11 protein-coding genes and 1 tRNA gene are annotated in these 11,720 nt (G+C 70.5%); 6 read left to right on the plus strand and 6 right to left on the minus strand.

Features of this window, described 5'->3' with window-relative positions:
• Positions 1-211 precede the first annotated feature (211 nt).
• From AC5L38_RS13535 to AC5L38_RS13545, 3 genes are all read left to right on the plus strand, one after another.
• Positions 212-1,414 carry an acyl-CoA dehydrogenase family protein gene (locus AC5L38_RS13535; protein WP_389915932.1) on the plus strand — a complete coding sequence of 401 codons (1,203 nt, stop codon included), beginning with the start codon at positions 212-214 and terminating at the stop codon, positions 1,412-1,414.
• A 153-nt stretch (positions 1,415-1,567) separates the two neighbouring features.
• The gene (locus AC5L38_RS13540; RefSeq protein WP_495243123.1) at positions 1,568-2,743 is read left to right on the plus strand and encodes an acyl-CoA dehydrogenase family protein; all 1,176 of its coding nucleotides are present in this window, start codon (positions 1,568-1,570) and stop codon (positions 2,741-2,743) included.
• Positions 2,744-2,956: 213 nt separating this feature from the next.
• Positions 2,957-4,054: an acyl-CoA dehydrogenase family protein gene (locus tag AC5L38_RS13545; protein WP_495243124.1), complete on the plus strand. Its 1,098-nt coding sequence runs from the start codon at positions 2,957-2,959 to the stop codon at positions 4,052-4,054.
• 56 nt (positions 4,055-4,110) lie between these two features.
• Here the strand turns inward: AC5L38_RS13545 and AC5L38_RS13550 are convergent, their stop codons facing one another.
• Positions 4,111-4,707: a TetR/AcrR family transcriptional regulator gene (locus AC5L38_RS13550; protein WP_495243125.1), complete on the minus strand. Its 597-nt coding sequence runs from the start codon at positions 4,705-4,707 to the stop codon at positions 4,111-4,113.
• A 225-nt stretch (positions 4,708-4,932) separates the two neighbouring features.
• On the opposite strand from AC5L38_RS13550, the gene AC5L38_RS13555 reads away from it, so the two are divergent.
• Positions 4,933-5,670, plus strand: coding sequence for a nuclease-related domain-containing protein (locus AC5L38_RS13555; protein WP_495243126.1), 738 nt, complete (start codon positions 4,933-4,935; stop codon positions 5,668-5,670).
• A 9-nt stretch (positions 5,671-5,679) separates the two neighbouring features.
• Here the strand turns inward: AC5L38_RS13555 and AC5L38_RS13560 are convergent, their stop codons facing one another.
• Positions 5,680-7,050 (minus strand): vWA domain-containing protein, encoded by a 1,371-nt coding sequence (locus tag AC5L38_RS13560; RefSeq protein ID WP_495243127.1) that lies wholly within the window; start codon positions 7,048-7,050, stop codon positions 5,680-5,682.
• A 97-nt stretch (positions 7,051-7,147) separates the two neighbouring features.
• On the minus strand, positions 7,148-7,999 hold the full coding sequence (locus AC5L38_RS13565; RefSeq protein ID WP_495243128.1) for an AAA family ATPase: 852 nt from the start codon (positions 7,997-7,999) through the stop codon (positions 7,148-7,150).
• Positions 8,000-8,146: 147 nt separating this feature from the next.
• Here AC5L38_RS13565 and AC5L38_RS13570 point away from each other — a divergent pair.
• Positions 8,147-8,220, plus strand: a tRNA-Lys gene (locus tag AC5L38_RS13570).
• Positions 8,221-8,328: 108 nt separating this feature from the next.
• On the opposite strand, the gene AC5L38_RS13575 is transcribed toward AC5L38_RS13570, so the two are convergent.
• From AC5L38_RS13575 to AC5L38_RS13585, 3 genes are all read right to left on the minus strand, one after another.
• A complete protein-coding gene (locus tag AC5L38_RS13575) occupies positions 8,329-8,835 on the minus strand; it encodes a monooxygenase family protein (RefSeq protein WP_495243129.1) in 507 nt (168 codons plus the stop codon).
• A gap of 157 nt (positions 8,836-8,992) precedes the next feature.
• On the minus strand, positions 8,993-10,285 hold the full coding sequence (locus tag AC5L38_RS13580; protein WP_495243130.1) for an MFS transporter: 1,293 nt from the start codon (positions 10,283-10,285) through the stop codon (positions 8,993-8,995).
• Between the two features lie 19 nt (positions 10,286-10,304).
• Entirely contained in the window at positions 10,305-11,102 is a 798-nt protein-coding gene (locus AC5L38_RS13585; protein ID WP_495243131.1) for an alpha/beta fold hydrolase, read from the minus strand.
• Between the two features lie 125 nt (positions 11,103-11,227).
• On the opposite strand from AC5L38_RS13585, the gene AC5L38_RS13590 reads away from it, so the two are divergent.
• The gene (locus AC5L38_RS13590; RefSeq protein WP_495243132.1) at positions 11,228-11,443 is read left to right on the plus strand and encodes a 2TM domain-containing protein; all 216 of its coding nucleotides are present in this window, start codon (positions 11,228-11,230) and stop codon (positions 11,441-11,443) included.
• Positions 11,444-11,720: the final 277 nt, after the last annotated feature.

The following is an 11,720-nucleotide window of genomic DNA, read 5'->3' on the forward strand; positions in this document are numbered from 1 at the left end:
TGTCAGCGGTGCGCACACGTCGCGCACGCCGACGTGAACGCGGCGACCAACATCCTGCGGGCAGGGCTTGCCCTTCGTCAGGCTGCGAAAGCGGCTTAGCGAGAAGCCGCTCCTTTCAGGGAGCGGAGGAGTCACGAGGTTGAGCATAGGGGGCGTGTCGACAGGCATACCGGCCGGTCGGTACCCTCACGGGAGACCGTGAGGAGGGTCCATGGATTTCGCGTTCGACGCCGAGACCGAGGAACTGCGGGGACGGCTGCTCGGCTTCATGGACGAGTGTGTGTATCCGGCGGAGGAGGCCTTCGAGGCCCAGGCCGCCGAGAGCGGGTGGGCCGTCCCGCCGCTGATGGAGGACCTCAAGGAGGAGGCGCGCAGGCGAGGCCTGTGGAACCTGTTCCTGCCGGGCGAGCACGGCGCGGGCCTGACCAACCTGCGGTACGCGCCGCTGGCCGAGATCATGGGCCGCTCGCCCAGGATCGCCCCGACCGCGACCAACTGCGCGGCCCCCGACACCGGCAACATGGAGGTCCTCTCCATGTTCGGCAGCGAGTGGCAGCGCAAGGAGTGGCTGGAGCCGCTGCTGCGCGGCGAGATCCGGTCCGCCTTCGCGATGACCGAGCCCGACACCGCGTCCTCCGACGCCACGAACATCGCGCTGTCGATCGTCAGGGACGGCTCCGAGTACGTCGTCAACGGCCGCAAGTGGTTCGCCTCCGGCGCGATGAACCCCAACTGCAGGATCTTCATCGTGATGGGCAAGACCGACCCCGAGGCGTCCTCGCACCGTCAGCAGTCGATGATCCTGATACCGCGCGACACGCCCGGCATGCACGTCAAGCGGGGCATGCACGTCTTCGGCTACTCCGACTCCGACCACGGCGGGCACGCCGAGATCGTGTTCGAGGACGTCAGGGTGCCGGTCGACAACCTGATCGGCGAGGAGGGCGGCGGCTTCGCGATCGCCCAGGCCCGCCTCGGGCCCGGCCGCATCCACCACTGCATGCGGCTGATCGGGATGGCCGAGCGGGCCGTCGAGATGATGTGCGTCCGGACCCTGTCGCGGAACGCCTTCGGCAAGCCGATCGCCCAGCAGGGCGTCGTCCAGGACTGGATCGCCGAGTCGCGGGTGAGGATCGAGCAACTCCGCCTGCTCGTGCTGAAGACCGCCTGGTTGATGGACACCGTGGGCAACCGGGGCGCCCACGCCGAGATCCAGGCCATCAAGATCGCCACACCGCGCGACGTGGAGTGGATCCTGGACAAGGCGATCCAGTCCCACGGCGCCGGAGGCGTCAGCCAGGACTTCCCGCTGGCCGGCCTCTGGGCGGGAGCGCGCTCGCTGCGGCTCGCCGACGGTCCCGACGAGGTCCACAAGCGCTCCCTGGCCTACCGGGAGCTCAAGAAGCATATGTGACCCGGCGTCGCTTCCGTCGTCCCGTACACCCGGGACGGCGAGCAGGGCGCGCGAACCGACGACGGCCGACGACGGCCGACGAGAACCGACGAGAGTTGACGGAAGTCGGCGAAGGCCGACACAGGTCGATGGAGATCGACGAAGGGAGCGTTCGTGGCGCTGGACGAGAAGGCGGTCAGGGAGCGCGCTGCCGCGTTCCTGGCCGGGCACGACCCCGCCGGGGACCGGCTGGAGTTCCTGCGGGCCAGGTTCGACGCCGGGCTGGCCTGGGTGCACTTCCCCGAGGGGCTGGGCGGGCTCGGAGCGGCGCGCGAGCTGCAGAACGTCGTGGAGCGCGAGCTGGAGGGGACGCCGCAGCTCAACATCGGGGTGCAGACGATCGGCCTGGGGATGGCGGCGCCCACGATCCTGACGTTCGGCACCGACGAGCAGCGCAAGCGGTTCCTGCGCCCGCTGTGGACGGGCGAGGAGATCTGGTGCCAGCTCTTCAGCGAGCCCGGTGCCGGTTCCGACCTGGCCACGCTCGGCACCCGCGCGGTCAGGGACGGCGACGAGTGGGTGGTGGACGGGCAGAAGGTGTGGACCTCCGGCGCCCACCACTCCCGGTGGGCGATCCTGGTCGCCAGGACCGACGTGGACGTGCCCAAGCACCGGGGGCTCACCTACTTCGTGTGCGACATGCACGCCCCCGGGGTCGAGGTCAGGCCGCTGCGGCAGATCACCGGCGAGGCCGAGTTCAACGAGGTCTTCCTCACCGGCGTACGGCTCGGCGACGACCTGCGGCTGGGAGAGGTGGGCGACGGCTGGCGGGTCGCGCAGACCACGCTCATGAACGAGCGGGTCGCCATCGGCGGCGCGCCGGTCCGGCGGGGCGGCGGCGTGGTCGGCCTGGTCGCCGACACCTGGCGCTCCCGGCCCGAGCTCCGCACCCACGACCTGCACCAGCGCCTGCTGCGCCTGTGGGTGGAGGCGGAGGTGACCCGCCTGGCCGGTACGCGCCTGCGCGAGCAGTTGTCCGCCGGGCAGCCCGGGCCCGAGGGCTCCGGCATGAAGCTCGCCTTCGCCGACCTCAACCAGGCCCTGTCGGGGCTGGACGTGGAACTGCGCGGGGAGGAGGGCCTGGTCTACGACGACTGGACCTTCCGCCGCTCCGACGGTGTCGACTTCTTCGGCCGGGGCCCCGGATACCGCTACCTCCGCGCCAAGGGCAACTCCATCGAGGGCGGCACCTCGGAGATCCTGCGCAACATCATCGCCGAGCGCGTGCTCGGCCTCCCCTCGGAACCCCGCGTCGACAAGGACGTGCCCTGGAAGGACCTTCCGCGATGACACGGAGCGAACCCGACGCAGTGAGCGGAGTGGGTCGCGAGGGACGAGCGGGCCGCGTAGCGAATGAGGAGTGGGTCGCGAGGGACGAGCGGGCCGCGTAGCGAATGAGGAGTGGTGAGCGACTGATGGCGGAGTGCGAACCCGACGCAGTGAGCGGAGTGGGTGGCGAGGGACGAGCGGGCCGCGTAGCGAATGAGGAGTGGTGAGCGACTGATGACACTGCTGTACACCGAGGTAGAAGAGGAACTGCGCGCCTCCGTGCGGGACCTTCTCGCGGACCGCTGCGGGGCCGACGCCGTTTTGAAGCGCGCCGAGTCCGACGCGCCGTACGACATGGACCTGTGGAAGACGTTGTCCCGGGACATCGGGGTGGCGGGCCTGCTGGTGCCGGAGGAGTACGGCGGGGCGGGGGCGTCGGCGCGGGAGGTCGCGGTGGTGCTGGAGGAGCTGGGGCGGGCGGTGGCGCCGGTGCCGTTCCTCACCAGCTCGGTGCTCGCCACCAAGGCCCTGCTGGGAGTCGGCGAGGAGGACCTGATCCAGGAGCTCGCCTCGGGGGAGACGACGGCGGCGCTCGCGGTGCCGCTGTCGGCCTCGCCGTACCGGCCGCTGCCGGAGACCGTCACCGTCACGGACGGGGTCCTGAACGGGGAGATCAGGGCGGTGGCGGGCGCGGACGTGGCGGACGTGCTGCTGGTGCCCGTCGGGACGGCGCTCTTCCAGGTGGAGGCGGCGAACGTCCGGATCGACGTGGTGCCGTCGCTCGACCTGACGCGGCCGGTCGCCACCGTCACGTTCTCCGACACCCCCGCCGGTGAGGCGATCGGCAGGCTCGACGTGCGGGAGGTGCTGAACTTCGGCGCCGGCCTGCTCGCCTCCGAGCAGCTCGGGGTCGCCGAGTGGTGCCTGACCACGACGCTCTCCTACATCAAGGAGCGCCACCAGTTCGCCCGGCCGGTCGGGTCCTTCCAGGCGATCAAGCACCGGATGGCCGACCTCTGGCTGGACGTGGTGCGGGCCCGTGCCGCCGCGAGGAACGCGGCCGACCTGCTGGCCGCGGACTCGGGCGTGTCCTCCGAGGAGGCGGTCCGGGACCGCGAGCTGGCGGCGGCGGTGGCCGCGTCCTGGTGCTCGGAGGTTGCGGTGCGCGTCGCCGAGGAGAGCGTCCAGCTCCACGGAGGGATCGGGATGACCTGGGAACACCCGGTGCACCTCTATCTCAAGCGCGCCAAGTCCACCGAGATCGCGCTCGGCACCCCCGGCGCCCACCGGGAGGCCGTGGCTGCCCTCGCGGACCTGCCCGCTCCCGCCTGACCGCACGCCGACGCGATGCCCCCCGGCTCCGTGCCGGGGGGCATCGCGTCGGCACATCAGGTGGCGGGGTGATCCGGTCGCAGCGAGGTGAGGAGCAGGTCGGCGAAGTGCGCCCCCAGCTCGGGGCCGGAGAGCGCGCCCTCCGCGCTGTACCAGGTGCCCAGGTGGTGGACGGAGCCGAAGAAGAAGTCGACGACGATGTCCGCGGGGACGTCGCTCCTGAAGGTGCCCTCGCGCTGCCCCTCGGTGACCAGGTCGCGGAAGCGCTCGTGATAGTTGCGCCGCTCGGCGCGGACGACCTTGCGGGTGTCGGGCGCGAGCAGGTGCATCGAGCGGAAGAAGATCTTGGAGTCGTCCAGGTTGTCCACCGTGGTCGTCACGACGTCCGCAGCGGCGGAGTGCAGGCGCGTGGCCACCGGCCCCGGGCCGTCGGCGAAGTGGGCCAGCCGCTCCATCTGCAGGCGCAGCACCCGCCCGTAGATCTCGTGGAGCAGGTCGTCCTTGGAGTCGAAGTAGTGGTACATGGCGCCCTTGGTGACGCCGGCCGCCGAGACGACCTCCTGCACTGACGTACTCTCGAAGCCCTGCTCGGCGAACAGGCGTGTGGCCTCGCTGAGCAGGCGTTGTCTCACCGGCTCCTGGTCGTGAGTCATGCGTCCCCCATGGTGTGGTGAGGGAAAGCATACCGACTGGTCGGTTGTTTCGCTGGCGGCTGGCGAATGCGTGTTACTTGCGTCACCTTCGCGATCCAGGGATAGCTGGAGCCCCCAATTGGGTATTTCATAGTCAGAGGATCTTCAGCGTGGCAGGTCCCCCCTCCCGATCCTTGCCGACCGTTCTAGCCATGGGGGTTCGCTATGCCGGGCGGATCTATCTACGTGACGCCAGTCGACCAGGTCCACGGCCTGTCGCCGCAGGTCATGTACGAGCAGTTCTGGATCAAGGAAGCCGCCCAGCGCAGGAAGATGCGCGCGGTCAAGGCGGTGGTCGGCCTGGCCGTGGGAGTCGCGCTCGCCTACCGGTTCAACCTGTCGCCGCCGATCCTCGGACTGCTGGGCGCCCTGCTCGTCGCCGCCGGGGACGCGTTCCTGACCTGGCGGGAGTACGACGCCACCGCCGTCTGGCGCGGCAGGCGCCGGGGCGAGACCATCACCGGCAAGCTGCTCCGCCGCAAGCTCCGCAGGGACGGCTACCACATCCTCGAAGGCCGGGCCATGCCGGGCAAGGCGTCGGTCGACCACCTCGTCATCGGCCCCGGCGGCGTCTGGGTGGTCGACAACGAGGCGTGGGACCCCGACACCGAGATCGCCCGGTACGGGGACCGGTTGTTCCTGGGCGAGAAGTACGGCACCAAGGTGGCCAAGGCGCTCGTCGAGGTCTCCGAGTCGCTGGCCGAGGTCCTCTCCCGCGAGTCGGGCATCCCCGTCACCATCGAGCCGCTGATCGCCGTGCACGGCGGCGAGATCAGGCGGTCGGTCACCGCGGAGGGGCTCACCCTCCTCAAGCCCCGCCTGGTCGCGCGCTGGATCAAGAAGGGGCCGCGGGCCGACTTCGACGACGCCCAGGTGGAGATCCTGGTCAGGACCGCCGCCCGGGTGCTGCGCCGCATGAGCTGAGCCCGTCCCCTACACGAGTTCCTCGATGAAGGCCGCCAGCTGCGCGGCGTTCCGGCACTCGTACATCGGCACGATCCCGCCGTACGCCGTCGCCAGCGAGTCGCCGCTGTCCCACTGGGCGGTCGGTTCCGGGTTGAGCCAGTAGGCGTGCCGGGCGCCCCCGGCCAGCCGCCTCAGCGTCTCCAGCGCCGGCGGCTGGTAGTTGGACCGGGCGTCGCCCAGGATCAGCAGGGACGTCTTCGGCCCGATGGCGTCGCCGTAGCGCTCGACGAACCTCTCCAGCGCGTGGCCGTAGTTGGTCCGGCCGAACCGCACCATGTCGGCCTCCTTCGTCAGCCGGGTCATCGCCTCCACCACGTCCGCACCCGGTACGAAGAACCTGGTGATCTCGTCCACGGTGTCCACGAACCCGAACGCGCGGACCTTGGTGAACTGCTCGCGCAGCGCGTACGTCAGCAGCAGGGTGAAGTGCGCGAAGGAGGCGACCGAGTCGCTGGTGTCGCAGAGGATGACCAGCTCGGGCTTGTGCGGGCGGCGCGGCCTGTTGAAGGTGGTGAGCGGCACCCCGCCGCTGGACAGCGAGGCCCGTACGGTCCTGCGGAAGTCGAGGCGGCCACGGTGGCCGAGCCGGTGCTTGACCGTCAGCCGGGCGGCGAGACGGCGGGCGAGCGGGTGGACCTCCCTGCGGAGCCTGGCCAGGTCGGCCTTGGTGATCCGCAGGAAGTCGAGCTGTTCGAGCGGCGGGCGTACGGCGGAGCGGGCGATCCGCTCGATCCCGGAGTCCTCGGCGATCCGGCGGCGCACGTCGCCGGACACGGCGTCCTCGAAGCGCCTGGTGTTCTCGTTGATCCGCTGCCGGGCGACCTTCTCCGCCAGCCCGCCGCGCTCCCGGCCCGCGAGGACCTCGGCGAGCAGCCGCGCCATGAGCGTCTCGGGGGAGAGCGCCCGCATCACCGGGTAGGAGAACCAGTTCTGCCTGCCGGGGCCCGCGGGCTGGCGGCCGAAGCGCTCCACCATCGCCCGCGCGAACTCGTTCATCCCCTCGGCGCCCAGCAGCAGCTCGGCCAGCCGGTCGCGCAGCTCGGAGACCTCGGCGGTCTCCAGGTCCGGCGGGCCGGGCAGGTCCGGATCGGCCGCGTCCGACGCCCGCAGGCCGGTCGTCGAGGCGGGGAACCACAGGTCGAACAGTATGTCGAAGCCCGGCCGGTGCGAGGGCCGCTTGACCAGCGTCGCGGCGTACGCGGCCCGCAGCGACTCCCGCTCGGCCAGGTCGATCACCGCCAGCGCCCTGGCCGCGTCCAGACCCTCGGCCGGCGACACGGGCAGCCCGGCCTCGCGCAGCGCGTGCACGAACCCCACGTGCCGGTCGAGCAGGCTCACCTCCGGCCTCCCGTCCCCCGGGCCGGGCCGCCCGGAACGCCGGTCGCGGCGCTCCCGGTTCCCGGGGCCGTGCGAGCGGTGCCTTCGGTGGGGCCGGTCACAGGGCCAGTTCCTTGCGGGCCCGGGTCTGGTCGGAGGCGTGCTTGAGGACGACGCCGAGGGTGGCCCCGATCGCCGCCTCGTCGAGCTCGGTCCTGCCCAGGGCCAGCAGGGTGTTGGCCCAGTCGATCGTCTCGGCGATCGAGGGCGACTTCTTCAGCTCCAGGGAGCGCAGGGTGGCGACCGTGCGGGCGAGCTGCTCGGCCAGGCTCGCCTCGATCGCGGGCACCTGCGCCAGCACGATGTCGCGCTCGCGCTCCGGCGTCGGGTACTCCAGGTGCAGGTAGAGGCAGCGCCGCTTCAACGCCTCGGAGAGCTCGCGGGTCGCGTTGGAGGTCAGCACCACGTACGGCTTCCGTACGGCGGCGATCGTGCCGAGCTCGGGGATCGTGACCTGGTAGTCGGACAGGATCTCCAGCAGCAGCCCCTCCACCTCGACGTCGGCCTTGTCGATCTCGTCGATCAGCAGGACCACCGGCGTCTCGGACCGGATCGCCGCGAGCAGCGGCCGCTCCAGCAGGAACTCCTCGGTGAAGATGTCGTCGTGCGTGGTGTCCCAGCCCTCGCCCTGTCCCGCCTGGATGCGCAGCAGCTGCTTCTTGTAGTTCCACTCGTACAGCGCCCTGGCCTCGTCCAGCCCCTCGTAGCACTGCAACCTGACCAGCCGGGCCCCGGTCGTCGCCGCCACGGCCTTGGCGAGCTGGGTCTTGCCCACCCCCGCGGGGCCCTCGGCGAGGAGTGGTTTGCCGAGCGCTCCGGCCAGGAAGACCGAGGTCGAGATGGAGTCGTCGGGGAGGTAGTCGGCGGCGTCGAGCCGCTCGCCGGCGTCGCTCGGTGAGGCGAACCACATATGCGTGCTCCCAGTACAGGACCGAATGTTGTTCTAGCTTAGCCGGTGATCGTCTCCGCCTCGCGGCCACCGTCGGCCGGCGGTCGTCGCCTGCCGTCGCCGATTTCGGGGCGCCGCCCGATGTGCGCTATTCTTCAAGGGCTTCAAGCGCCGCTAGCTCAGTTGGTTAGAGCAGCTGACTCTTAATCAGCGGGTCCGGGGTTCGAGTCCCTGGCGGCGCACCGAGTGAGACACCTCTGGGCACCCTCCATCACATGGAGGGTGCCCAGAGGTGTTTCGGGCCTTCGAATGACCGCCGTCAGGAGATCCCCGGCCCGGCTGCCGCATGACTAGGACTCGTAGAGGTCCCTCTCGTCGAGGACCGGGCTGCCGTCCTCGGAACGTCCCAGCCGGGCCGCGGAGCCGAACATGGGCCCGCGGGCGCGCCGGATCCCGGCGAACCGTCCGAAGCCGAGCGCCTTGGGCACGTCGTCGTAGACCGCCTCCATGCCCCCCTTGATCGAGTACGTCTCGTGCCAGAAACCGGTGCCGCCGGAGTCCCGCAGGAAGTCGAGCCACCACTGCCGGTGCGGCTCCGACCGGGCGAACGCGAGCAGCGAGGGCAGGTCGCGCCAGTACTGGCGCATGCCCATGTTCATCGGGAAGAGCGAGTAGTAGACGGGCTCGTGCAGCAGCAGCCCGTCCGGCTCGCCGGCGACCGACTCGCTGATCTTCCGTCCGAAGCCGAAGAAGGTCCGGACACCGTACAGCCGGTTCACCCGCATGCCGAGGTACAGGACCAGAAGGTCCGGGTAGGCGGAGAGGTCGACGGTCTGCCGGTTGACTCGGGTCGGCATCTGGGGCTCCTTCGGGCTCGGGTCACGCGTTGGTCGATGAGGGGGAAGGCCGGGTGACGGCCCGGCCGGGTCGAGGTGTGCTCCACCTCGCCGTACCCGGCGGGCCGGTGGAACCGCGCGCCGTGCGGGACCGGTCTGTCCCGCGCCGTACCGCCGTTCACGTGCTTCCTCCGCCGGGCCGGGCCGGGACGGCCGGTCGGGCGGAGCCCGGACGGGACCCGGGGCCGGGTGCCGGCCGTGCCCGGGCGACGGTCACGAGGTACAGGAGCAGGCCGGCGGAGGTGAGGACGAAGCCGGCCCAGACGGTGGACAGGGTCCCCCAGCCGGCTTCGAGGGTGACGGCGCCGCCGATCGCGCCGAGCGAGTTGGCCAGGTTGAGGGCGGCCAGGTTGAGGGCGCCCATCAGGGCCGGGGCGTCCGGCGCGAAGCCGGTCAGCCGGACCTGGATGGTGGGGATCGCGAGCATCATGGCCGCCCCGACGCCGAACAGGCAGGGCAGCAGGATCGGCAGATCGCCGCCGGCCACGCCGATCAACGCCAGGAGCGCCAGGGTGCCGCCGTACCCCCAGGTCAGGCCGCGGTGCTCGTACCGGTCGGCCACGCGTCCCCCGAGAAGGTTGCCGGCCGCCATGCCGAGGCCGAAGACGGCGAGGGCGATCGGGACGAGCGCCGCGTCCCGCAGCGCCGCGTCGGTGACGAAGGGGCCGATGAACGTGTAGACGGCGAAGATGCTGGAGATGCCGAGCGCCGCGACGGCGACCATCAGCCAGACGTTGAGCCGGCGGAGGCCGTTCAGCTCGTTCCCGACGGAACCGCCGCGTAGATCGTCGGTGCGGGGCAACCACGTCACCAGGGCGGCACCGGCGAGCAGGCCGACGGCGACCACGGTCCAGTACATGAAGCGCCAGCCGGCGTGCTGGCCGACGAAGGTGCCGAGCGGCGCTCCGGCGACGGTGGCGACGGTGAGCCCTCCCATGACCGTGGCGAACGCCTTGCCGCCCCTGTCCGGGCCGTACACGTAGGCGGCGACGACGGCCCCGGCGCCGAAGAACGCCCCCTGCACGCTGCCGGCGACGAACCGGAAGACGACGAGCAGCGCGATGTTCGGTGCCAGCGCGGAAAGCCCGTTGCCGACGAGGAAGAGCACGACCAGGCCGAGCAGCAGCGTGCGCCGGTTGACCCGGGCGGCGAGCAGAGTGATCGCCGGAGAGCCGATCACCACCCCGAAGGCGTAGGCGGTGATCGCGTACGTGGCGACCGGGATCGACACGCCCAGGTCGGAGGCGAAAAGCTGGATGATGCCGTTGCTGCCGAACTCACCGGTGCCGATCGCGAAGGTGCCCAGCGCCAGCGCGAACAGGATCGGCTTGGGATTCCCGATGGGCGACCTGGCGGAGGTGTGCCGCCTCTCCTCGGCGGCGCACTGGCTTTCGTACGCGCGAGTATGCATCGACGTCCTCTCCGGGGCGTCAGCGCGCGGCGCGTTTGATGAGGTCGGCCGTCACGGTGGGTTGCGAGATCATCGCGACGTGGGAGGCGCCGACCTCGCGGACCTGTGACCCGGCGCGCCGCGCCATGAAGCGCTGCGCCTCGGCCGGAAGCACCCTGTCGTTTTTGGCCACGAGGTAGTGGGAGGGAATGGTCTTCCAGGCCGGGGCGCCGGACGGCTCCCCCAGTGTGCGCGAGTCGGCGGGCCGCTGACCCGCCTGCATCAGGTCGGTGACCGGCTCGGGCACGTCGCCGGCGAAAACGTCGTGGAAGAATTCCTTCCTGATGTACCCGTCGACGAGGCCCCCGCCGTAGGGGCGAAATTCCAGCGCGGTCTCGTTGAGCCTGCTTCCCGGAAATCTGGTCTGCAGTTCCAGCAGCGACTCACCCTTGTCAGGGGCGAACGCGGCCACGTAGACGAGCGCCTTCACGTTCGGGTTGCCGGCCGCGGCGTTCGTGATGACGATTCCGCCGTAGGAATGCGCGGCAAGGACGATCGGGCCGTCGAGCGTGGCGAGGACGCTCGCCAGGTAGGCGGAGTCGGAGGCCACGCCGCGCAGCGGGTTCGCCGGGGCGATGACCGGATAGTCGTCGCGGACGAGCCGGGCGGCGACGTCGTTCCAGCCGGAGGCGTCGGCGAACGCTCCGTGCACGAGAACCACCGTGGGCCTGGGTTTGGCTTCTGGCCGGGGACGCGCCTGCGCCTCGGACGTCCCCAGCAGGGCACCGGTCGCGACCGCCGCGGATCCGGCCAGCACCACTCTACGAGTTGTCGTCATAATGTGAACCTTTCACCATTTGGTGTTCGCACCTCGAATGCGGATAAATGTAGGACTCCGGCAGTTGACGAACACTGAACGAGTGACTCAGTCTTCGTCAAGTGCGCCGGCGTAGTTTCCCGGGCATGAGATCGACAAAAAGCGAAAGCGGCCAAAAATGGGGCCTGCGAATTCACCTGTTCTTTTATGTCCTGGCCAATCTGGCTCAGGTCGTGGTGTGGATGCTCTACGACTCGGAACACTTCTTCTGGCCCATGTGGTCGATCGTCTTCTGGGGCCTCGGACTGGCCTTCCATGCCTGGAGCGTCTACTCGCCGCCCAGGTCGAACACCGGGCACTGAGCCGTGTCGTTCCTCCTCGGTGCGTGCGCGCTCGGACTCGGACGGGCATGACGGGGCACCGGTCCGCCACCCCGGCCGGGCTCGGATCGGACAGGCGGCACCGGTCCGCCACCCTGCACGCGCCGTGGCACGCGTAAGTGACGTCGTGCGCACCCATGGAATCGGCCTTGACCGGCTGACCCTTTTGTCATCAATCCCGGATCGGTAGAATTGGCGCACCCTGCGGTCCGACATGGGTCGTACGCGGACAAATCTGCGATGTTAAGCCGGGAGCCGA

The organism is Streptosporangium nanhuense, from assembly GCF_059358815.1.

What these genes read in the sequence shown, in the direction of transcription:
- AC5L38_RS13585 (WP_495243131.1), bottom strand. Translation starts at nt 11,102, where the DNA reads ATGACGACAACTCGTAGAGTGGTGCTGGCCGGATCCGCGGCGGTCGCG.
- AC5L38_RS13590 (WP_495243132.1), top strand. Translation starts at nt 11,228, where the DNA reads ATGAGATCGACAAAAAGCGAAAGCGGCCAAAAATGGGGCCTGCGAATT.
- AC5L38_RS13575 (WP_495243129.1), bottom strand. Translation starts at nt 8,835, where the DNA reads ATGCCGACCCGAGTCAACCGGCAGACCGTCGACCTCTCCGCCTACCCG.
- AC5L38_RS13535 (WP_389915932.1), top strand. Translation starts at nt 212, where the DNA reads ATGGATTTCGCGTTCGACGCCGAGACCGAGGAACTGCGGGGACGGCTG.
- AC5L38_RS13565 (WP_495243128.1), bottom strand. Translation starts at nt 7,999, where the DNA reads ATGTGGTTCGCCTCACCGAGCGACGCCGGCGAGCGGCTCGACGCCGCC.
- AC5L38_RS13550 (WP_495243125.1), bottom strand. Translation starts at nt 4,707, where the DNA reads ATGACTCACGACCAGGAGCCGGTGAGACAACGCCTGCTCAGCGAGGCC.
- AC5L38_RS13545 (WP_495243124.1), top strand. Translation starts at nt 2,957, where the DNA reads ATGACACTGCTGTACACCGAGGTAGAAGAGGAACTGCGCGCCTCCGTG.
- AC5L38_RS13580 (WP_495243130.1), bottom strand. Translation starts at nt 10,285, where the DNA reads ATGCATACTCGCGCGTACGAAAGCCAGTGCGCCGCCGAGGAGAGGCGG.